This is a genomic window from Acinetobacter guillouiae (genome assembly GCF_002370525.2).
In the GTDB taxonomy this organism is placed as follows: domain Bacteria; phylum Pseudomonadota; class Gammaproteobacteria; order Pseudomonadales; family Moraxellaceae; genus Acinetobacter; species Acinetobacter guillouiae.
The window spans coordinates 286,839-308,421 of the sequence record NZ_AP014630.1 but is presented as its reverse complement, the minus strand read 5'-3'; the positions used below and the strand labels follow the sequence as shown (position 1 = coordinate 308,421).

The 21,583-nt window shown below is 37.3% G+C and carries 21 protein-coding genes; 8 read left to right on the top strand and 13 right to left on the bottom strand.

Annotated features, from left to right (window positions below; all coding sequences use genetic code 11):
• Positions 1-28 precede the first annotated feature (28 nt).
• On the top strand, positions 29-658 hold the full coding sequence (gene blhA / locus AS4_RS01430) for a cell division protein BlhA (protein WP_227548110.1): 630 nt from the start codon (positions 29-31) through the stop codon (positions 656-658).
• A gap of 188 nt (positions 659-846) precedes the next feature.
• A complete protein-coding gene (locus AS4_RS01425) occupies positions 847-1,065 on the top strand; it encodes a hypothetical protein (protein WP_004818550.1) in 219 nt (72 codons plus the stop codon).
• Between the two features lie 102 nt (positions 1,066-1,167).
• Here the strand turns inward: AS4_RS01425 and AS4_RS01420 are convergent, their stop codons facing one another.
• The 9 genes from AS4_RS01420 to AS4_RS01380 form a co-directional block, all read right to left on the bottom strand.
• On the bottom strand, positions 1,168-2,328 hold the full coding sequence (locus AS4_RS01420; protein ID WP_096732712.1) for a hypothetical protein: 1,161 nt from the start codon (positions 2,326-2,328) through the stop codon (positions 1,168-1,170).
• Between the two features lie 215 nt (positions 2,329-2,543).
• Positions 2,544-3,131, bottom strand: a complete 588-nt coding sequence (gene pgsA / locus AS4_RS01415; RefSeq protein WP_004718416.1) for a CDP-diacylglycerol--glycerol-3-phosphate 3-phosphatidyltransferase — start codon at positions 3,129-3,131, stop codon at positions 2,544-2,546.
• A 105-nt stretch (positions 3,132-3,236) separates the two neighbouring features.
• Positions 3,237-4,031, bottom strand: a complete 795-nt coding sequence (locus tag AS4_RS01410) for a thioesterase family protein (protein WP_096735467.1) — start codon at positions 4,029-4,031, stop codon at positions 3,237-3,239.
• 126 nt (positions 4,032-4,157) lie between these two features.
• Positions 4,158-5,957, bottom strand: a complete 1,800-nt coding sequence (uvrC, locus tag AS4_RS01405; RefSeq protein ID WP_096732710.1) for an excinuclease ABC subunit UvrC — start codon at positions 5,955-5,957, stop codon at positions 4,158-4,160.
• Between the two features lie 87 nt (positions 5,958-6,044).
• The gene (locus AS4_RS01400) at positions 6,045-6,896 is read right to left on the bottom strand and encodes a hypothetical protein (RefSeq protein WP_096732708.1); all 852 of its coding nucleotides are present in this window, start codon (positions 6,894-6,896) and stop codon (positions 6,045-6,047) included.
• A 300-nt stretch (positions 6,897-7,196) separates the two neighbouring features.
• Positions 7,197-7,631 carry a PH domain-containing protein gene (locus tag AS4_RS01395; protein WP_096732705.1) on the bottom strand — a complete coding sequence of 145 codons (435 nt, stop codon included), beginning with the start codon at positions 7,629-7,631 and terminating at the stop codon, positions 7,197-7,199.
• Between the two features lie 135 nt (positions 7,632-7,766).
• Positions 7,767-8,390 carry a PH domain-containing protein gene (locus AS4_RS01390; RefSeq protein ID WP_004718435.1) on the bottom strand — a complete coding sequence of 208 codons (624 nt, stop codon included), beginning with the start codon at positions 8,388-8,390 and terminating at the stop codon, positions 7,767-7,769.
• Between the two features lie 109 nt (positions 8,391-8,499).
• The gene (lpxO, locus tag AS4_RS01385) at positions 8,500-9,444 is read right to left on the bottom strand and encodes a lipid A hydroxylase LpxO (RefSeq protein ID WP_096732703.1); all 945 of its coding nucleotides are present in this window, start codon (positions 9,442-9,444) and stop codon (positions 8,500-8,502) included.
• A 226-nt stretch (positions 9,445-9,670) separates the two neighbouring features.
• Positions 9,671-10,663, bottom strand: a complete 993-nt coding sequence (locus AS4_RS01380; protein ID WP_096732701.1) for a hypothetical protein — start codon at positions 10,661-10,663, stop codon at positions 9,671-9,673.
• A gap of 432 nt (positions 10,664-11,095) precedes the next feature.
• On the opposite strand from AS4_RS01380, the gene fadB reads away from it, so the two are divergent.
• From fadB to AS4_RS01365, 3 genes are all read left to right on the top strand, one after another.
• Positions 11,096-13,249 (top strand): fatty acid oxidation complex subunit alpha FadB, encoded by a 2,154-nt coding sequence (gene fadB / locus AS4_RS01375; RefSeq protein ID WP_004818537.1) that lies wholly within the window; start codon positions 11,096-11,098, stop codon positions 13,247-13,249.
• 12 nt (positions 13,250-13,261) lie between these two features.
• Complete coding sequence (gene fadA, locus AS4_RS01370; protein ID WP_004718442.1) at positions 13,262-14,434, top strand: acetyl-CoA C-acyltransferase FadA; 1,173 nt, start codon at positions 13,262-13,264, stop codon at positions 14,432-14,434.
• Between the two features lie 167 nt (positions 14,435-14,601).
• A complete protein-coding gene (locus AS4_RS01365) occupies positions 14,602-15,453 on the top strand; it encodes a YajG family lipoprotein (protein ID WP_096732699.1) in 852 nt (283 codons plus the stop codon).
• 124 nt (positions 15,454-15,577) lie between these two features.
• Here the strand turns inward: AS4_RS01365 and AS4_RS01360 are convergent, their stop codons facing one another.
• Complete coding sequence (locus tag AS4_RS01360; protein WP_096732697.1) at positions 15,578-16,087, bottom strand: hypothetical protein; 510 nt, start codon at positions 16,085-16,087, stop codon at positions 15,578-15,580.
• A gap of 240 nt (positions 16,088-16,327) precedes the next feature.
• Between AS4_RS01360 and AS4_RS01355 the strand changes: the two genes are divergently transcribed.
• A complete protein-coding gene (locus AS4_RS01355; RefSeq protein ID WP_096732695.1) occupies positions 16,328-16,693 on the top strand; it encodes a MerR family transcriptional regulator in 366 nt (121 codons plus the stop codon).
• Between the two features lie 12 nt (positions 16,694-16,705).
• Here AS4_RS01355 and AS4_RS01350 read toward each other — a convergent pair whose 3' ends face one another.
• Positions 16,706-17,554 carry a DKNYY domain-containing protein gene (locus AS4_RS01350; protein ID WP_171478413.1) on the bottom strand — a complete coding sequence of 283 codons (849 nt, stop codon included), beginning with the start codon at positions 17,552-17,554 and terminating at the stop codon, positions 16,706-16,708.
• A gap of 17 nt (positions 17,555-17,571) precedes the next feature.
• Entirely contained in the window at positions 17,572-18,321 is a 750-nt protein-coding gene (locus AS4_RS01345) for a hypothetical protein (RefSeq protein WP_004818529.1), read from the bottom strand.
• Positions 18,322-18,512: 191 nt separating this feature from the next.
• Between AS4_RS01345 and AS4_RS01340 the strand changes: the two genes are divergently transcribed.
• Positions 18,513-19,214, top strand: a complete 702-nt coding sequence (locus tag AS4_RS01340; RefSeq protein WP_004818526.1) for a DsbA family oxidoreductase — start codon at positions 18,513-18,515, stop codon at positions 19,212-19,214.
• A 721-nt stretch (positions 19,215-19,935) separates the two neighbouring features.
• A complete protein-coding gene (locus tag AS4_RS01335; RefSeq protein ID WP_096732693.1) occupies positions 19,936-21,081 on the top strand; it encodes a hypothetical protein in 1,146 nt (381 codons plus the stop codon).
• 81 nt (positions 21,082-21,162) lie between these two features.
• Here the strand turns inward: AS4_RS01335 and AS4_RS01330 are convergent, their stop codons facing one another.
• A complete protein-coding gene (locus AS4_RS01330) occupies positions 21,163-21,504 on the bottom strand; it encodes a hypothetical protein (protein ID WP_151802247.1) in 342 nt (113 codons plus the stop codon).
• Positions 21,505-21,583: the final 79 nt, after the last annotated feature.

The window sequence follows — 21,583 nt, the reverse complement described above, 5'->3', positions numbered from 1 at the left end:
TTATTCTCATTTTATATCAAGGAGATGCGTGGTGACATTAAATGTCGGTCAAGATTTTAAAAAGCGCTGGTTAGATACGCCTGAAGCGGTACGCCAAACTTTTGTAGATGACCTCAACCGCATCTGTGACCTTCTTAGCCCTAAAACAAATGTACAGGACTGGCTAACTAACGACCAACGCCAAATGCAAGTGGCGCAACTCCAAGTTGAACACGCCTATGCTGAGCTAAAAGCCCAGCTGATTGAAGAAGCACGTATCCGTAGACAATTGGCACTTGAAAAATCTTTAGCGGAAAAACGAGCATTACAGCACGCCTATAATTTAGCACTACAACAAGATGAAATTCAGCAGTTTGAACATCAACAAGCGGCCTTACAAAATTTACGTCAACAAATTGATATTGAAATTTCAGAATATAGTGAAAAATACACTAAAAATCCTGATTATCCAGCAATAGATTATGCCAATGGGCAATTCCGCATCACAGATGCGCAAATGACTTCAGAGTTGGAAAGTGTTCGTCTACGTCTTGAGTTAGAAGCAGAAACGCTCATCGAACAGAGCCTAAATGCTTTACGTAGCAAACTACAAACTGCGGCAAAAGAAGAGATTGAATATATTTTGGCAAATTCGAATTTTTCGGCAGAAAAAAAATAAAGTTTATTTATTTTAATCGGATATCCACGTTTACTTGTCACGAAAATGCAATATTAATGTCACATGATAGTCATCTCGGATGGCTTTAACGCTTATGTGTACAGGTTAAAAATATTTTAAGTGATCAACTCAGTGAGTTTTTATTTTCAAGATAAAAATTTCCAATCACTTGCATCAGGATGAATAAAATGGATCTGCTTAACCACATTTCGAACCAAATTGCGCGACTACATTCAGGTGAAAAATGGACTGTTTCTATACAAGATTTACTGATTAGCCGTGTAGATTTTCAATCGCTTTCAGTATTTCTTTCTCGGGAATCTGAAAAAGGGACTTTCTCACTGACTGATATGGATAAGCTAAAATCACGCTTTGAACATACCTCTTTGACGATTATCAAAAACTAATTAAGCCTGATACTTTGTCTCCTTCTCAAAACAAGTTCTAGAATAAACCAAAGTCTCATTTCAGCTTTGGTTTATCTAAATATAGTTTGAAAACACAAGAGCTTAACAGATAATTTTTGAAATTAGCTTTGCTTCAACCCGCAAGGTCTCATTGTTGTTTTGGTCAATTTCAACCAAATATTTTCCATTGGAATAAAAAATAGAATTGTCTTTTAAAGCAAAACTCATCACGCCTTTTTTTAAGACAATCATCTCACCAGAAGCTGTCATCTTGATCAACTCCCAAGAATTTGGAATCATCCCTGGATATTTTTCGCCCGCCTTCTGATTACGTTCTAAATTTTGCTGAGCCTTAATCAAATTACCTTCAACAAATAACTCTTCTTCTGACTTTTGTTGCGATTTGGCTGGATTATTTCCAGACGTTGTTTTTAATGATTCACCTGTATAGCGTTGAGTAAAGAAATCCAACCACCCCACAATCGCACGAATAATTTTAAAAGGCGCAAAAATAATATCTTTAAACGTTGTTAACGGGGATTGGTGAGCGCCATCACGGGAATACGGGCGTTTAATAAAATACAAATTGCCCTGCTCATCCATTTTGGGTTTCAAGAAATCAAACTTTGGATTTGAAGCGATTGTTTGCAACTCGCCTGTTCCCATATCCAAATGAAAAATTTCTTTGGGGCTATAGGCAATACGGTGTTCGCCATAGGCTAAACCACACGAATCATAATACAACTGCATGGTATCTCGCGGATCAAAACATGGATTTGAATCCTGACAATCCCCTTCGGTCAAATATTGTGTTCGATTGGCGTCTAAAGGCAGAATACAAATATGCCGTTCATAGCCCTGTGTGTTAACGGATAGTGCTAAACGCTTTTTAGATTCATCATAAGCCATGTCCTGCACCACAAAATCATTCTTTCGTAATACTAAGCCTTCGGTTTCTTGTAAATCTGTCAATGATTTGATATTGATCGAAGTGCCTTCTTGCAAACAAGCGGTATAAATCATTTTATGATCAGCAGTGAGAGCAACATCTGTGGGGAAAATATGGTTTAAATTCACCTCATCATTTTGTGACGATGCTCCCATGAACTGTGCGCCCGTACCTTTGGTTTTCCAATCTTTACGTTGTTGAATCTCAACTAAATTCTTTTTATATAAGTCAATGGCTTGGCAAGGAACCGTAATACTTTTATTCCCATCCAATAAATACAAATTTTGATTCGATAAATAGAGCAATGCTGCCATGTGTATTCCTTAATTTTACCTGCAATGGCGTGTTTCTCAATATTCCAGTTACAGTGTTTCTTGTAATTTGATTGATTTTCAATATAGCCCAAGATGATGTTTAACGATTTGTATCTGTTTTCATCAATCTTTCCATTGTACTGACTTTCATACACAAAAAAAGCCTTTCACGAGAGAAAGGCTTTGATCTGTATACTTGGCTTCAATTGAGAAGATTAAGGCTGTTTTAAATAAGGCCATGCCGCTTTTAAATAAATAAACATCGACCAGAGTGTCAAAATGACCGCGGTATATAACAAGGCATAAGCCAGTATTTCAAGTGGCTGCCAATTCAATAAAAACACTGTGATCGCGATCATCTGAAAGGCTGTTTTATATTTACCCACCGTGGAGACTGCTACATTGGTACGTGCACCTAATTCAGCCATCCATTCACGCAGTGCTGAAACTGTAATTTCACGTGAAATAATCACAATTGCGGCAAATGCCATAGTGATTGATGGTTGCCATTGCACTAAAACAATCAGTGCTGCTGCCACCATTAATTTATCTGCAACTGGATCTAAAAAACGTCCAAAAGCTGAGGTTTGATTTAATGTTCGTGCCAGATAACCATCAAACCAATCTGTGACTGCTGCAACAACAAAAATTGCAGTCAAGATAATATGACGCGTCATACCACCAGTATGTCCAGCTACTCCAATTGCAGGTGGCCAATAGGCAATAATTAAAAAAACAGGAATTAACGCGATTCGAGCAAGCGTCAAGATATTTGGAATATTCAGGATACGACCTGTAGTCATAGACACCGCCAGTGAGTCCCCTACTTACCCGAATGAAGGTAAATAATAATTTAGAGTAAAGCTCTATTTCGTTAGTACTTTAAACGATTCACATGAAACTGTCGACTAGGTAAATACTGTAACCGTCTGTCTTGCAATCGCAATGAGTCGATTTTGCTCATCCCAAAGATAGGCATGTTCTGTTGCATATCCATGCTCAGCAAAGTCTGTAATCACTTTATACTTGAACCAATCATTCAACTGATTTTGTAAAGGATGGATAAACGTTACTTGCCAAGTCAGTGTACTTGCGGGCGCAGGCAGTTTAAACATCGGCAATACACCGGGTGGCCAAACGTCCATTAAGGTCATGATATCTGAGACATTCATTTCTCGATTGGCATGTAGCTCAGGGTCAAAACGACACCAACCTGAAAAATCAGGTTGTTTACTGCCTGACATTGGATAATTCCCTTCAGTCCATGCCAGTTGGAAATTTTTTACACACTCTGGAAAAGGTAAATATTTAGGGACAATATTAATCTGATTAAGTGGCGGAAAATCAGGGGCTTGAGGCTCTAAAGACACTTGAATTTTAGAATCTCGTTGGCTACCAAAACTTGCAATTAAAATACTCTGCACAGCTTCATTTTGCCACAGTCTGACTTCAATTGTGGTAACTGACTTACCCTGTCTCAGAATTTCAGCAGTCAATTTCACTGGTGTTTCTTCAACAGGTCCAACAAAAGTGACACTACAACTTAACAACTTTTTAACTGGATCGTGAATGGTTGCAATTGCTTTATAAACCAACATACCTGCAACGAGCCCACCAAAGATGGTGCGCCCCTGCAACCACCCTTGAGGAATATCAATCCACTCTTCTTGTTCAATCTGCTGAAATAGCGATTCTAATGACATGATCTGTCCAATTTTCCAATCTTTGCTGTACTGTTTCATATTTAACATGAGATGAAAATGATCAGTGACTCATGCGTCAATGGTTGTTTTGGCAAATGCTACTCATCATCGAGAACAATAATGACGTTATTCATGCAACACTTTATAAATCATTCGTGCCATAACATCACCCAAACCGGGAACATTTTTTAAATCATGTTCAGAGGCTTTAAGTACGCCTTGAATCCCACCAAAATGTGTCAGTAAATCACGGCGACGTTTTGGACCTAAGCCCGGAATAGCCTCAAGTACCGAACCTCCACGACGCTTATCTCGTTTAGCGCGATGTTTGGTAATGGCAAAGCGATGTGCTTCATCACGAACCTGCTGAATCAAATGCAGGGCTTTATGGTCTTCAGGAAGCTGAATCTTGGTGCCATCGGTAAAATGTAGTGTTTCTAAACCGGGTTTACGCCCTTCACCTTTGGAGACACCCACCATAAATGCATCTAAACCAAGCTCTTGCATAACTTCCATCGCCATATGAAGTTGCCCTTTACCACCATCAATCAATAATAAATCGGGTAACATGGCTTTTTTATAACGGCGTGTTAAGGCTTGGCGCATTGCGGCATAATCATCACCGCCAGTAATATCTTCAATCGCAAATTGGCGATAATCGCGTTTACGTGCGCCACCTGCATCAAAAACCACACATGATGCAATAGTCGCTTCGCCCATAGTATGCGAGATATCAAAGCATTCAATACGATCAACAGGTCGTCCACAGACTTGTTCTAATTGATGAAAACGCTCATTTAATTCTAAATGATTGGCTAATTTTCCTTTGATGGCATGCTGAACATTCATCTCAGCCAACTCAAGCCATTCAGCACGAGTTTCACGAACATTGTGTTTAATCTGAATTTTCTTTTCAAATTGTTGATGTAAAGCTTCTTCCAGTTCTTTTCGGTCTGACACATTTACATTGACAATCAGTTCAGTAGGAATTTCATCTGCGACCTGAAAATAAAAATTGGCGATAAAGTCAGATAACATTTGCCCCAAATCATCATCTAACATATCTGGAAAATAACTTTTCCCACCCAGCATTTTCCCATTACGCACATGCATGATCTGTACACAGGTCACACCCGCTTGATAGGCAATGGCAAGAATATCAGCTTCACCTTTGACTTTATAAATGGCTTGTTGTGCTTGGACATCACGCAGTAAGGCCATGCGGTCACGGTAAAATACCGCTTTCTCAAATTCTAGATTTTCTGCCGCTTGTTCCATTTTTTGAATCAATTCCTGATTCAGTTCTTTGGTATCGCCATTTAAAAAACGAATCGAGTTTTGTACGTCTTCATTATAGGCTTCGGCTGAAATTAGCCCCACACAAGGCGCAGTACAACGCTTGATCTGATATTGCAGACAAGGACGTTTACGCTGTGAAAAATAGCTATTTTCACATTGGCGGACATTAAATAATTTTTGTAGAACTAACAGTGTGTCTCTTGCATTGTAAGCGCTTGGATAAGGGCCAAAAAACTTACCCACTTGATGTTTGCCTTTGCCCCGTCCTGAAGCAATACGTGGATAAGGCTTATCTGCGGAGACAAAAATATAGACATAGGATTTATCATCGCGCAACATAATGTTATATGGTGGGCGATGCAGTTTTATTAGATTCTGTTCGAGTAATAAAGCTTCTGTTTCAGAACGGACGATAAGGGTTTCAATATTATAAATACGTGCAACCAAAGCCTGTGTTTTCGGATGTTCAATGGTTTTGACAAAATAACTTAGTACACGATTTTTTAGATTTTTGGCTTTTCCGACATATAATAATTCACCCTCTTTTCCCAGCATTTTATACACACCAGGTAAAGTCGTCATATTGGCTAGAATCTTTTCGATATTTTCACGTGCGTTTTCGTTCACAGTAGACTTTTAACTTTGGACTATAAATGGATGATGTAGTTAGATCATCCATTTTTCAAGTCTACTTGAGTGAATTACTTGCGCTTTCTACTCTATAGTGTCCTGATTTGTTATTTTTTTAAATGGCTGATTAACAGCTTTATAGGCGATACGGTTCATCCAACTACACGCCAATTCATCAGGTTTATGATAAAAAAATTCATTTTGAGGATGATATTTTCCTTGATAGTCTTTTCCATCTATTGTGAGCTTTACATTGCTATATAGGGTGTTTTCCTTATCTTTGAATCGCGTCCAAGCCACATTACTCCAATTTCCTGTTGCTTCTATTTCTAAATCTGCAAATACCTTTGCATCAACGATATACGGTAAGAACTCAATATATTCCTGATTACTATTGGCTGACAAACTTTGCCAACAAATAGAGCCTTTTGGAAATACTTCATTTGGCGAATAACCTAACCCTAAGATTGCAACTAAAATCTGACCTGTCGCACTACTCCTCATTTGACGGATTGGATTATAAATATCATCCGTAATCAATTGCCCAGAGACATCAATTTTCTTATATTGATAAGATAAAACCAAAGGTTGTTGAGCAATATAATTACTCACGGAATATTGTAATTTCGTTCCATCAAATGTTGCAGACTCACCCAGCAAGTATGTATTTTGATCTAATTGTGGTGGGGTAAATGTCGAAATCGCATTTTGTGTTAGATAATATTTTGAAGTTTCTTCTATAGAAGCATCTTGAACCAAGAGATTTTTATTTTCATTAATATGGTAAGTTTTTGCTCCGAATAGTAAGTCAAAGCCTCCACCTTGAAATGAATATAGGGTATCAAATTTATCTGATTCGCTTTTTGAATCATCCGATCCACCACCACACGCTGTTAAAATTAAAGCATTGATTATAAAAAATATTGTTTTTTTCATTATAGCAGTTCACTCGACTATTTGTTTTGAATCATTATTAACCAATATTTCATAAAATCACAAGTGAAAATTGCTTAAAATTTGACTGCTTATTATGCCCATATAGTTGATTATTAAAGTAAATTTTAAGAGATTCTCGTCTCAGTTAGGCTTTGTACTTTAGGCTGCTTTTATAAATTTTAAAACCATAAAACATAAAAACTCTCTCGTCTTAGTCTTCTTCTAAAGCGAGAAGGCACTTTCAATACCCGTATGATTCACTTCTTATGATAGTTTTAAAATATTTATTACAAACGATCGCTATTCTCTATTTATTTCAATCTGAGTACGACTGACTTCTACTGCCTGACGGAAGGCCTGTTGATCTCTTGGAGAAACCAAGACCTGTTTGATTTTTCCATCTTTCATATATTCGATTTTCAAACGATCTAGAGATAAGGCAGGTGATGAAATCGAATTATTGGTTTTGCTGATGTTTTGAATATTTGCCAATGGGATATGCCATTTTAAAAATAGACTATGAATGATCAATGCTTCATTTTCAATGATATAGCGTGTATTGAAAACTGGCCACCAAATCACAGCAATAGTTAAAATATACACCGCTGTATGCTCAGGATATTCAACCATAGTGCCTTTTGCATACATGGTATAAAGCAATTGAATCAGTAGACCGGTCATTGCGATTAAAAAGCCTAAAATCCACCAATCAATTTTAGTTTGAAATTTTTGCATCACGCTCTTCAAAGTTTCCCCATACAAAATATTATTCTATCTGAATTTCGAGTTAAATATGACTATAAAATCATTGATTTACATAATAAAAAACGCCCTTTCGAGCGTTTTAATTTTTGACTAAATGTCTAAACCTCAATTTTTTAAATAGCGATCAAAAATTTCAGAAAAATCATAATTCTCAATCTGTCGAATACGCTGGTTGGCATAATCTTCAACTTGTTGCGCAGTCTGATTGATGATTTCAGGTAAATTTAAAATTGCCTGTTCACTAAGCTCTCGTAAGTTAAACATTTTCTGCACATTGTCAGTGCTTTGTAATAGCACATTACGTTTACGATTGATCTCTTTGCAAGTTTCACCAATGGTAAATAATGCTTTATAAAGATCGCGAATTTTCTCGATTTGTTTTTTATCAATATCGATAGAGAAATGCTGTTCACCTAATTGGAACTTGATTTCAGCATCTAAATCCACGGTACCAGCAGTTTCTAAAAGTACATTTTTAATTGGGTTGTGCTTATATAAGTAGCGATACAACATCCGTTTTTTACTGATGGCACTTTTACCATCTAGGTGCATAAAGGCCACATTGGTAAAGCAATATTCATCTGTTTTACTTTTGATGACAAAGAAAATTTTCTCGTTATCTTCATGAAAAATATAATCATCAATATCTGTTTTATTGAAATCATGTGGTTCAATAATTGTTCCAATATCACTCATACCCATCATTTCTGAGGCTAAATTTTTAAACATTTTGTGTTTTCCAGCGCTTTTATAAATTATGAAAGTAAATTAAAAAAAACGAGCGTTAAACTCAAGTCAAAATTTGTTATTAAAAAAACGCCCTGGCGGGCGCTTTAAATCAAATCATTTTTTCAAAAAATGCAATGATCTGTGACATATATGGTCGAATAAAAATCAGGAAGAAAATCCCTAACATCAAGAACCACTTTAAAAAGTAATACAACTGACGATTGGTTTTTTTCAAGGCTTTGGCTTTAATGCGGATTTGATACACATAACCAAAAACTTTGTTTAACCCCCCTGTTTGATCACCTGCTTCATTTGGAGAACTGGCAGCTGTCATCACTTTTTTACCGAACCAGTGATTAAAACGCTGCATAAATCTTGTTTTTAATGGACGCTCTACATCAGCAAAAAAGATAATACGATTTTGATCTGTGGTATTTTCAGCATAATGAATATAGGTTTCATCAAAAACCACGCTTTCACCATCACGCCATGAATAACGCTGACCATCTACATCAATAAAGCAACGATCATCATTTGGCGTAATGAGCCCCAAGTGATAACGCAATGAACCTGCATAAGGATCACGATGGCGCACTAATCGACTATCAGGTGCAAGCTCTGTAAACATTGCCGCCTTAATACTTGGCAAGGTTTTCAGCAATTCAGTTGTTTTAGGGCAAAGCTCTGCTGCTGATGGATGCGCTGAGTCATACCATTTTAGGTAAAACCGTTTCCAACCTGTTTTAAAGAATGAATTAAAGCCTAAGTCATCATATGTACTTGAAGCCTTGATTCCACCTTTGGCATATAACGCTTGCGCCTCTTCACGAATCATTTCCCAGTTTTCATCTAACACTTTTAAATCTTTAAAATGTTCTGTGTCGATATACGGCTGATTCGGCACTTTTGAAAACATATACATGAGAAAGTTAATTGGTGCGAGTATCGTTGAATGGTCAAAAAATTGACGATAAAACGAATGTCGCACTTTACCGCGATTTTGGATATACAAAGCAGAAATCACAAAAATCGCCAATATGATCCATTTAATCATACAGCACTCTTTTCATTAATCAGGTTAATCAAGCAACATGTGCTGATAGAATTTTAAATCTCAAAAAGTGAGAATGTTTCTACAAATTATAACAAACCTATAAATCAAAAAGCCATAATGACCTAATTGTATGTTTTTATTAATTATTATTAAAAATAAACCAAATTTGTAGTCACTTCTACAAATTTGGTTTAAGTTTTATGAGACAGACATCTAAGTTGTTTTCTTATTTATTCCAATCAATCAGTCTTAAAGAAGCCAAAGCTGATGCAGCTTGCGTGTTATATATAAAACACCCATTCTTGAACCGTTCAATATTTAACGTTGCTGTTCTTCTTTGTTTGTCTGTTGTCGCTGCAGCTAACAGTTTTTCCCATTGTTTAATTTCTTTGGCTCTCGTCCATTCAATGTCACTATCGTAATCAGCCAAATATGTTTTATCTTGATATTTAACTGCCACATAATCATCACTGGTTATGCCCGTATCAGTTTCATAAATAGTCGTCCAAGGAACATTTTGCCAATTACCACTTGAATAACGATAGGTTAGGTCTAACGGCTTAACTTGTTGATTTAAAAAATCAACATAACCAGAACTTGCTTCTTTTAATTCTTCAAATGTTCGCTTCGATTCAGTATCTGTCTTGAAACTAAAATAATCTTGGTTGTTCTTTTGAGAGATAAAACGATAACAGTTACTCCCCTGTGGAAAACGATCATTGCCGTATGAAGCTAACAATTTTCGTGCTTCATTATAATTATTTTCACTGTCGAAACCTAAACTACGATAGCCTGGTAAAACCGTATCAAAAATATTTTTTCCTGAGACATCAACTTTTTCTAATTTAAGATCCGTTTTAACATTACCAATTAAGGTTGAGGTCCATGAAGTCATAGAGTTTAATGCAACTGTATTCGGTGCAATCTCACGTGGCGTATATAATTTGTTGGCTGTTAATATATATTCTCCTAGAAATTTGTTAGCGTCAGAACTCTTAAACTGTTTATTGAAAATCTCATAATATTCCATAGTCAAGTTATCAGAGTCATCATCTAATTCATAATTAACAGAGTAATAGCGTGTTCCATTATCCAAGCTGTCTTGTGCTGTTGAAGGTTTCGAATTATCTGATGAAGAGTCACCACCACCACCGCATCCAACCAAAGACAAGGATAAAAAAATAGCTGTAAATACGAGGTTCTTGTTTTGTGTATTCATAAGGGGTTCTTTTTTTGAGTAAATACCAAGCAAATATTACATATATAATACAAAACATTCAATAGATTATAAAGATTTTCTAAACAAATAATTAAATTTCACACCAATTGACCTAAATGACAAAAAAAATGAATCACTATGAATGGCTTTTCTTATTCATTTTTGTAATGAAAGGCACAAAGGAATTTACATTAAATAAATAAATTTCAAATATTTATGCAAAAAACCTATAAGATTCTTAAAATTGAAAAGCTTAATTTAATCTTCTACTCAAAAAAAATTGATGACCCTTGCGTCACGGCTTGATACAACTTGTTAGGTTATTTTTAGATATAGTTATCGTAAGATTAGTGAAGTCGAAATGTGTGCGGGAATTGCATACACACTTCAAAACATCAACTTAAGAAGTCCTCCAAAAAAGGAGATCAGGGCATGATCCACGCTGGCAATGCCATTACCGTCCAATTGCTTTCGGACGGAATTGCAGAATTCCGCTTTGACTTACAAGGTGAGTCGGTTAACAAATTCAACCGTGCAACGATTGAAGACTTTAAAGCTGCTATTGAAGCTGTAAAAAATAACAGTGAAGTGAAAGGTCTCATCGTTACCTCTGGTAAATCAACATTTATCGTTGGTGCAGACATCACTGAGTTTGGTGAAAATTTTAAGCAAGGTGAAAGTGCAATTGTAGAATGGGCAATGCCTGTTCACGAGATTTTTAACGCTTTTGAAGATCTAGAGATTCCTAAAGTTGCTGCGATCAATGGTATTGCATTGGGCGGCGGTTTTGAAATGTGTTTGGTATGTGACTACCGCGTAATGTCAAATGCTGCAACAGTGGGCTTACCAGAAGTTAAACTGGGTATCATTCCTGGTTTCGGTGGTACTGTTCGTCTAAGCCGTTTGATTGGTATTGACAATGCGGTTGAGTGGATCGCGACTTCAGCAAACAAACGTCCAGATGCTGCGCTGAAAGACGGTGCTGTAGATGCAGTTGTTGCGGCTGACAAACTCCAAGAAGCTGCGATTGATCTTGTTAAACAAGCAATCTCTGGTCGTTTAGACTGGAAAGCAAAACGTCAAGAAAAATTAGAGCCTGTTAAATTAGACATGCTTGAACAAATGATGGCGTTTAACTCATCTAAAGGTGTGGTCCTTGCGAAAGCAAACCCTGCTCAATACCCTGCGCCAAAACTTCTTCTTGATTCACTTCAAGCTGGTGTAAGCCAAAAACGTGATGAAGCGTTAAAAATTGAAGCTGAAGCATTTGCTAAAGCTGCGATTACACCACAAGCAGGTGCATTGATCGGTTTATTCATCAATGACCAAGTTGTGAAAAAAGCCTCTAAAAAACATGAGAAAGGTGCTCACCCTGTTAACCAAGCAGCTGTTTTAGGTGCGGGTATTATGGGTGGTGGTATTGCTTACCAAGCGGCAAGCAAAGGTACACCAATCATCATGAAAGACATCGGTAACCCACAGCTTGCTTTGGGTATGTCTGAAGCGAATGGCTTGTTGACTAAACAAGTTGAACGTAAAAAGATGACACCTGCAAAAATGGGTGAAACACTTGCACGCATCCGCCCTACTTTAAGCTATGACGAGTTTAAAGAAGTTGACATCGTGATTGAAGCAGTCACAGAGAATCCTAAAATCAAGGAAGCGGTGTTACGTGATACAGAAGCAAAAGTTCGTGAAAATACGATCATTGCATCAAATACCTCTACGATTTCAATCACGCGTCTTGCAAATGCATTGACTCGTCCTGAAAACTTCGTGGGTATGCACTTCTTTAACCCAGTTCACATGATGCCTTTGGTTGAAGTGATCCGTGGTGAGAAAACATCTGAAGAAGCAATTGCGACAACTGTTGTTCTTGCTCAGAAAATGGGTAAAACACCAATCGTTGTAAACGACTGCCCTGGCTTCCTTGTAAACCGTGTATTGTTCCCTTACTTTGGTGCGTTTGACCTTCTGCTTAAAGATGGCGCAGACTTCCAACAAGTTGACAAAGTCATGGAAAAATTCGGCTGGCCTATGGGACCTGCTTATTTGATCGACGTTGTGGGTATCGACACTGGTGTGCATGGTGCTGAAGTTATGGCTGAAGGTTTCCCAGACCGCATGAAGCCTGACTATAAAGGCGCGATCGAAATCATGTACGAAAACAAACGTCTTGGTCAAAAAAATGACATTGGTTTCTACAAATACGAGCTTGATCGTAAAGGTAAGAAAGCGAAATCTATTGATCCAACTGCGTATGAGCTTGTTGCAACGATGGCAACAACTGAAAAGCACGAGTTTGATGCTCAAGAAATTATTGACCGTATGATGCTCGCGTTCTGTAACGAGACTGTTCGTTGCTTAGAAGACAACATTGTTTCTACTGCTTCTGAAGCAGATATGGCAATGATCATGGGTGTAGGTTTCCCTCCATTCCGTGGTGGTCCAGCGCGTTACATCGACCAAACAGGTGTTGCTGAATATGTTGCGCTTTGCGACAAATATGCACACTTAGGTAAGGCTTATGAAGCGCCACAAATGTTGCGTGACATGGCTGCAAACAACAAAAAATTCTACGGTTAAGGAGCAACGTGAATGGCTACTTTGAATCCACGTGACGTTGTCATCGTTGATGGCGTACGTTCTGCAATGGGTAAAACCAAAAACGGTATGTTCCGCAATGTACGTGCTGACAGCTTATCTGCTGAATTGGTTCGTGCTTTAGTTGCTCGTAACCAGTTTGATGTCAATGAAGTTGAAGATTTGATCTGGGGTTGTGTTAACCAAACCCTAGAACAAGGTATGAACATTGGCCGTAACATCGTGTTATTGGCTGACTTACCGAAGACTGTTGGTGGTCAAACTGTAAACCGCCTCTGTGGTTCTTCTATGCAGTCAATCCATACTGCTGCGGCGCAAATTGCAACCAACCAAGGTGATGTATTCATCATCGGTGGTGTAGAGCACATGGGTCACGTTGGTATGATGCACGGCATCGACCTTAACCCAGAAGCATCAAAGCATTATGCGAAAGCATCTAACATGATGGGCTTAACTGCTGAAATGTTAGGTCGTATGAACGGCATTAGCCGTGACGAACAAGATGCGTTTGGTGTTGAATCTCATCGTCGCGCTTGGGCTGCAACTCAGGAAGGTCGTTTCAAAAACGAAATCGTGGGTGTTGAAGGTCATGATGCCAATGGCTTCAAAATCCTTTGCGACATCGACGAAGTCATCCGTCCAGATGCAAACCTTGAAGCATTCAAAGCGTTACGTCCAGTATTTGACCCTAAAGGTGGTACTGTAACTGCTGCGACTTCTTCTGCATTGTCTGATGGTGCATCAGCAATGTTGTTGATGTCTGCTGAACGTGCTCAAGCTTTAGGTCTTAAGCCACGTGCTGTGATTCGCTCTATGGCGATTGCAGGCTGTGATGCTGCGATTATGGGTTATGGTCCTGTTCCTGCAACACAGAAAGCGCTTAAACGTGCTGGCTTAACGATGGAAGACATCCAAACCATCGAGTTAAATGAAGCATTTGCTGCTCAAGGTCTTTCTGTAATGAAAGGCTTGAACATCTATGACAAGCAAGACAAGATTAACTTAAACGGCGGTGCGATTGCATTGGGTCACCCATTGGGTTGTTCTGGTGCACGTATCACCACGACATTGTTGAACGTGATGGAACAACAAGATACTCAAATCGGTCTTGCAACCATGTGTATCGGTCTTGGCCAAGGTATAGCGACAATTATCGAACGTGTTTAATTCTTAATTAAATACCAAGATATAAAATCCCCGCTTAATGCGGGGATTTTTTTGAATAAAAAATAATAGTAAAGATAATTTAAACTTTATTTTTAATAAAATTTAACTTAATCTGTTCATTCTTTACACTGAAATTAAACTTTGCTAAATAATGACAGAACGTAGCCATGAAAAAATTTGTATTTCCCCTTGTTGCAAGTTTCGTATTTACAGGCTGTGCAACAACAAAAATTTCGACTGAAACTCGTAACCAACTTAACCAAACACAACCAAGACTTAAAGCTGAACCTGTGGCTATTTTAGTTAATAGCTGCTTACTCACCAATGAATTGGGCAAAGATCTTATTTTGAATCAGCCCTCACAATTAACCAGTGAAAAATTTATTCAGATATTTTCTCAACAATTAAATCAGAATGGTGTTCAAATCGGTGAAATTGCATCACCGTTTATTTGTGGTTCTATGCCAGAAGAACAACTTAAAAAGTATGATTTTCTGGAAAATAAAGACTCAAAACGTAAAGAGATTACAAACTATCCACTTTTGAACGCTAATCACTCAAATATGAATGCTGATCAACAAAAGGCTGTTTTAGCTTTTAATCAGTTTACTTCAAAATCAAATGAAGTCATTTCGGCAAATGCTCGAAACAAAAAAGTGACTTTAGCACTTCCGATTCTTGAGAAGGAGACATTAAATACTTTAAAAAACTGGTCAAAATCGAATTATATTTTTGTGGTATCGATTGATGGTTTAAAGGCATCAACAGGTTCTAAAGTAGCGCTGGGTGCACTAAGCCTTGGCGTAACACTTGCAACTTTAGGAGCAGGTTCTGGTCTTGTAACAACTTATATACCCAAAGAAGGTCAATTTTATTCAGTAAGCTTATTTGATTTAACCAAACAAGAATTTGTATGGAATAAACATAGCACGCTCAAAGGAAATATTTTTTCCACTAAAAATCATTCAACAGAAGCACATACAATCTTGGATCCTTTATTTGAAAATAAAGAAAAATAAATCGGTATTCATCACAATATAGCAATAATGATTCAATATATTTAATTTTCAATAAAATCGCCAAACACAAAAAAGCCAATCAACAGATTGGCTTAATGAAATAATCAAAATTTTAAATAACGAATCACTTCGGTAAGCCACTTCGCCATTTGTCACCTAACATCAAATCTAAACGGTCAGCATCGATATTCAACTTAAAAGTTCCATTACGAACTGCTTCTAAGGCTTTCTCGCGATTCATCCCCATCGAAAGTGGCTCCATCATGGTAAACAAACCTGCTGTAGGATCAGAGGACTGCAAACCAGCAGCTACAGCCAAAACATACTCTCTGAGTAATGGTGAAGAAATTTGATTTATATTCGGTTCAGAGGCTTTGGGCTGCATATCAAGCACAGCAAAATTATCGCCTATCACATAATTTTGGATCTCATTCTCTTTTTTAATGATCTGATGCTGTAACGCTTTACGTACATCCTTATCTTCTTGATAAGGAACAACACCTACAGCTTCTTGACGCAGTTCAGAATCCGCCATCACTTTAATGGTAGGCAATGAGGCAACTTCTTCTGCCTGTACAGTGGGTAACCAAACAGAAAGAGCCGTTGCAAGTATCGAAACTTTGATAAAGTTCATACATTTCACCTAAAAAATAAATCATCCTATACATTCAATAAAATGATTCAATACATTTAATATTGTCTATTAAATAGGCTATAACAAATTATAGCGAGATTCACTAAAGCTCAGATAAACGGTAAATACTGTTAAAATTCTAAAATAAAGATTAAATAGGTTTTACTCATTCAACAGCTTGAATAGAGCCACCGATAAATTTTTTCCAACTGATCCGTTTCAGTTTATAAGAGGTCTATTATGAATCTTGCTAAAGTTGCTGAGATAACTCAAGTCAGCCCGCGTATGCTCCGTTATTACGAAGAGCTAGGATTAATTCGTCCGCGACGAACAGCGAATCACTATCGAGATTATAATCAAGCAAACATCGAGGATATTCAAAAAATTAAAGTTCTCAATGATGCTGGCATGCATTTAAAAGACATTAAATTATTATTGCCATGTTTCGATTTGGGTGAGGAAAAACTTACCTTATGCTCAGTTGCCAAAGAGACATTAGAAATGGAGTTAGAACATATTTCAGAAAAATTGGCCAAACTCAAAAAATCTCAAAGCTTATTAGCATCTTTTTTAATGCAAGGAAAAGTTGAAGAAACCAAGCGCTAATCGAGATCAACCTCATTGAAGCGCTTTGACCCGCTCTTTTTCTTCACTATTCATATCTTTCCAAGCTTTTCGATCATTCCAAAACCAATAGCCATTTTTATCCTGTGCAACACATCCCGCATCAGATTTGGTTTTAAAACTTGCATAATCTGCATCCTCAAGTTTGCCAAAACGTTCTTCATAAATATGATGCTTGTCTTTTGCGTAGCAATCTCCGAGCAGTTCAAAACTACTGGCATCTGCACCCTCCAAAATAGAAAAACTGCCCCCATCCAGCATGCTAAAGTAGCGATAAACATACCGTTTATCTTTATACAAATTAGAAGGGTTTAACTGTTTAAAGCTCGCTAAATCTATAGTGTCATTCAAAGAAGGCCCATCTTCACCACCAAAACCCAAATGTTGATAAAAACGCTCACCCATGATCGACAGGCTTTTGCTGGGCAGAACATGTTCAGATAGAAACATGCTACAACGATTTGCATAAGGAAACTTTAACGCCAATTCTCGTTGAGGATTGATATATAAATTGTCCCGCACAAGGGTCCATTGCTGTTTTTCTTGCTCAGCATTTAAAGCCGCTCGCTTTTCCTCCACGACACATTGGTCATACTCAATTTGTTCAGCACATAAAATAGGGGCTAAGCCTAAAAAATGCTTCCATCCATAAACCTTTTTATAAGTATCGACACCCAGAATGGAATCTCGGTCAATTTGATAAACAGCAAAATGATAACGATATAAAGCAACGCTTTTACAATCCTGCTGAACGAGAATTGGCGTCTGGTAGACATAGCCAATTCCACCCAGCAATAGCAGTATACATATTGCAAAAAACAGCGATACTTTTATATTTTTCATTTATTTACTTCTAAAATTTACAAGGCTTCTTCTAATACTTCCGCATTTTGCTCTTTTTTCTGATTGATTTGGCTATTCAATTTCAGTACATCCTGAAACAACTGGTTAAACTGTTTCACTTGAGCATCTTCCTTAAACAAAATTTGATTGCCCTGCTTCTGCCACTCATATTTTTTTAACAAATCAAACATGGTTTCAGCTTTACCTAAAATTTGTAGCTCATTTAAGATTAAGGTATTTTCAGGGTCAAGTTCAGCATTCTGTTCGAGCTTATCCTGTAATGGTTTTTTGAGGTCCTTGCGCAAATCTATTTTTTTTAATTCGTTTAAAGCCTCAATTTTATTTTGTCTATTTTTTTGCTGATATTGCTGCATCGCTTGTCGTACAGTCACCAACATCTGTGTTGTTTCGACATAGTTCTGTTTACGGTCAGCATCCAAACGATTTACATCTAAAAAATGATCCCATTTGGCCGCTGCGAGCTGATTTAAATAAGTGTTTCGTGTATCAATATTCTTGGCCCAATATTTGAGTAAAAATTCGGACAAGGTTTTGTAATCACCTTTGAGCCGATTATCATGAATATCAATATTTACTGGTTTAGAGCGGTCTTGAGCTTGTTCAGAAAGTTGCCGCATTTTTTCAGTCATCACCAAATCAAATGCTTGGCGATTGGCTTCTTCATTCTTTACTGAAGTATGGTCATAGTAGAAAAATCCAATAACAGCCAGAAAAATGATACCGAAAACAATCAAAAGTCGACGCATACCAAGCTCCGAACATCCTTATAGATTACTTAGAATATCCTAAGCGACTCTTTTTTGTATATTAATTATGCAAAATAACAATAAATAACCTTTACTGAATAATCTTAAAATGGGCATCGCTTAAAAGTTTCACTTTAAATTTATGCAAACAAACCCCATCATAATGCAGAATTAGATTGTAGAGATTTCCCATGCGCGTAGATATTTGGTCAGATGTGGTTTGTCCTTTTTGCTATATCGGTAAAAAACGTTTAGAAGCTGCTGCTGAACAAGCAGGTATTGAGCTTGAAGTCCATTGGCACAGTTTTGAACTTGATCCTGAAGCACCTACGCGTCAAGAAGTCTCAAACTCTGAACGTCTTGCGCAAAAATATGGCCGTAGCATCCCTGAAGTTGAAGATATGCAACGTAATATTGCAGCTATGGCGAAAGAAGAAGGCATCCAATTTAACTGGGAAAATGCCAACTCAGGAAATACCTTTAATGCCCATCGTATCATTCACCTTGCACAAAGTAAGGGTTTAGGCTCAGAAGCAGAAGAAGCTTTTTTCTATAGCTATATGACACAAGGCCTACCGATTGGTGAGCGTGAAACAATTGAAGATGTCGCATCTCGTATTGGTTTAAATCCGATCGAAGTTGATGATGTTCTAGACTCTGAAGAATATGCTGACTTTGTAAAATTCGATGAACAAGTTGCTCATGAACAATTAAAAGTAACAGGTGTACCATTCTTTGTCTTTGATCAACGTGTGGCTTTAGCGGGTGCTCAACCACGTGAAGTCTTTGTACAAGTGTTAGAAAAAGCCCTTGAAACTGCAAATGATGCTGAAATCGAACAACAGGATGGTCCTGTTTGTGCTGATGAGTCTTGTGAAGTTCCCAACAAATAAACTCAGCCAATGAAGAAATTCCTTGAAGGAATTTCTTCATGGTTCAATAACTATCATAATATTTAAGAAACCGGCTAAAAAACCAACGTAAATAGATCATAAAAATATATTGAATGATTTCTATACCTTATTTTTAACGGGTCTTTTTTTAAAATGTTACGTGCCGTTTTTGCAATACAGCGTTGCAGAAAAGGAACTATTCATCACCTTTTTCTTAGACTAAGATCTGTAAAGATTTTTCGTTCCCACGAAATTCATGCGCTGTAGTTTCTTTTTTAATTTTCTTATTTTTTAAGACACAACACCTCCTTTTTTGGAGGTGTTTTTGTTTATCCCATAATAAAATCAGCCTTGAGGATAAAATTAAAGTTATCCACAACAGCGTATAATTTTTCTTCATTCTCGTTTTCAAACGTTTATCGCATCTATTCACAATCGCTTATCTATTCTTCTTGGATAAGTGTAGATTTTGTCTCCAAAGAATTTTTAGCTTAAAAGCTTTACTACAATTGAACTTTGTATAATAAAAGCGCTTATCTATTCAAAAACAGCTTAAGTCGCGCTTCGATTCGCGATATCGCTGATAGAATGCACTTCATTTTAAATAAATTTATGTTTTTTGTACTTAAAATAGCGATTTCATTGAAATTCAGTGTTTTTTTAAGGCATAGTTATACTGAAAATTAAAAACTGAATGACTCAAAGTTTAAGAAGTGGGCATATGAATAAAATATCAATCTTCTCAAGACTACCTTATGTCTTAATATTAGGCGGTTTTTTTGGGAACGCTGCATTTGCAGAAGTAAATAGCAGTCTTGAAGCGAATGCTAAAACGGGGAAAGTTGATCAGCAACCTTCTTTAGCCACCACCAAAGAAAATGAGATCGGCTTGCTCAACTATATTCCAAAAATTGTTGACTCAACACCGACCATTTTCCCAGAACAATCTGATCAGGTTATTGTTCCGCCAACAGACGCAACAGAAGATCAAACCTGGGCCGACAAAAAGCAGAAAAAAATTAGCAACTGGGCCGACCGTACAGCCAATAAAATGGACAACTGGTTTGGAAAAACTGATCCAGCACATCCAGCATCAGCAACGTTGCGGATCATTGTTGATAATCAATGGAACAAACATGATGGTTATGATGTCAATCCACGTATCCGAGGAAAAGTAAAATTACCCACACTTGAAAACCGTTTAAGTGTGGTGTTTGGTGATGATTCATTAGATGATGAAATTTCCAATAATATTGCGATCAATAATAATCATGCTGATGGTGATCCAGATAAACGCGTGGATGGTAAACAAATCCGTGATGATAACAGCTCGATTGCTTTACGTTGGTCACAGCTTTCTAAACGCTTACCTTTTGACTTAGATGCAGACCTTGGTATTCGTTCAGGCGATGATATTTATGCACGTTTAAAGGCTCAAAAGGATTGGAAACTGGGGAATGATTTTACTTTTCACGCGGAACAAATTTATCGCTATGGCATCGACAGTGAAAACTATTTGAGAACCAACTTAGAGCTAACCCATGCTCGCCCCAATCAGCCCTTTATTTCTAACCAATTCTATGTGACGTATGCAGATGAACAAGACGATGATTTAACTTGGGATAACCGTACTTATCGTCAACATCAGTTCTTTAAAAACAATCGCTTTAACTACGGTATCTATACTGGCGGTTATTATAATAATAATGACCTTAAGCTCAACAGTTGGGGGCCTTTCGTATCTTGGCGACAACCTGTTTGGCGTGAATGGTTTTACGTACAAGGCGATTTAAATTATTTTAATGATCGTCGTGAAGATCGTAGCCATTTCCCAAGTGCTTTGGTCCGTTTAGAAGCGTTATTTTAAACATCAGCTGAATCTTTAAGCTGAACTGTGGATAAGTTTCGACTTATCCACTGATGTTGATAAAACGCCTACTATATCTTTTTAATTCAATGAGGCAATTGAAAACAATTCAAAAGTAAAACTATAAGCGGGACCAAAGTCGCTAGAATTTGGCATATACATTGTTTCGTAAGTCATTCGCCCAATCGCCCTAACTTCTTTATCGACTAAAGCATCGTCTATTTTAAGGCTTGGATGTACTGCTATCGGTAACGCCATTCCCCCTTTCCCATCGCTAGCTGCAAGTTCATACTTCTGACCATTTTTTTTCAATATACCAATCACAGCAGCCTGTGTGTTTTGTCGTAAGAACATGGCGTTATGTACTGAAAGATCCGTGGTATTTGCATTGCGCTTTTCAACAGGTGGAAGTTCATATGCCATCACTACTGTTGTAGCTAAACTGAGCAATACAGAACAGCCTATACATTGAATTCTTTTAAATTTATTCATTTAATCTTAT

Coding starts and splice junctions, on each gene's coding strand:
- AS4_RS01425 (WP_004818550.1), top strand. CDS start 847: ATGGATCTGCTTAACCACATTTCGAACCAAATTGCGCGACTACATTCA.
- AS4_RS01420 (WP_096732712.1), bottom strand. CDS start 2,328: ATGGCAGCATTGCTCTATTTATCGAATCAAAATTTGTATTTATTGGAT.
- pgsA (WP_004718416.1), bottom strand. CDS start 3,131: ATGACTACAGGTCGTATCCTGAATATTCCAAATATCTTGACGCTTGCT.
- AS4_RS01410 (WP_096735467.1), bottom strand. CDS start 4,031: ATGTCATTAGAATCGCTATTTCAGCAGATTGAACAAGAAGAGTGGATT.
- AS4_RS01400 (WP_096732708.1), bottom strand. CDS start 6,896: ATGAAAAAAACAATATTTTTTATAATCAATGCTTTAATTTTAACAGCG.
- AS4_RS01395 (WP_096732705.1), bottom strand. CDS start 7,631: ATGCAAAAATTTCAAACTAAAATTGATTGGTGGATTTTAGGCTTTTTA.
- AS4_RS01390 (WP_004718435.1), bottom strand. CDS start 8,390: ATGTTTAAAAATTTAGCCTCAGAAATGATGGGTATGAGTGATATTGGA.
- lpxO (WP_096732703.1), bottom strand. CDS start 9,444: ATGATTAAATGGATCATATTGGCGATTTTTGTGATTTCTGCTTTGTAT.
- AS4_RS01380 (WP_096732701.1), bottom strand. CDS start 10,663: ATGAATACACAAAACAAGAACCTCGTATTTACAGCTATTTTTTTATCC.
- fadB (WP_004818537.1), top strand. CDS start 11,096: ATGATCCACGCTGGCAATGCCATTACCGTCCAATTGCTTTCGGACGGA.
- fadA (WP_004718442.1), top strand. CDS start 13,262: ATGGCTACTTTGAATCCACGTGACGTTGTCATCGTTGATGGCGTACGT.
- AS4_RS01365 (WP_096732699.1), top strand. CDS start 14,602: ATGAAAAAATTTGTATTTCCCCTTGTTGCAAGTTTCGTATTTACAGGC.
- AS4_RS01360 (WP_096732697.1), bottom strand. CDS start 16,087: ATGAACTTTATCAAAGTTTCGATACTTGCAACGGCTCTTTCTGTTTGG.
- AS4_RS01355 (WP_096732695.1), top strand. CDS start 16,328: ATGAATCTTGCTAAAGTTGCTGAGATAACTCAAGTCAGCCCGCGTATG.
- AS4_RS01350 (WP_171478413.1), bottom strand. CDS start 17,554: ATGAAAAATATAAAAGTATCGCTGTTTTTTGCAATATGTATACTGCTA.
- AS4_RS01345 (WP_004818529.1), bottom strand. CDS start 18,321: ATGCGTCGACTTTTGATTGTTTTCGGTATCATTTTTCTGGCTGTTATT.
- AS4_RS01340 (WP_004818526.1), top strand. CDS start 18,513: ATGCGCGTAGATATTTGGTCAGATGTGGTTTGTCCTTTTTGCTATATC.
- AS4_RS01335 (WP_096732693.1), top strand. CDS start 19,936: ATGAATAAAATATCAATCTTCTCAAGACTACCTTATGTCTTAATATTA.
- AS4_RS01330 (WP_151802247.1), bottom strand. CDS start 21,504: ATGGCATATGAACTTCCACCTGTTGAAAAGCGCAATGCAAATACCACG.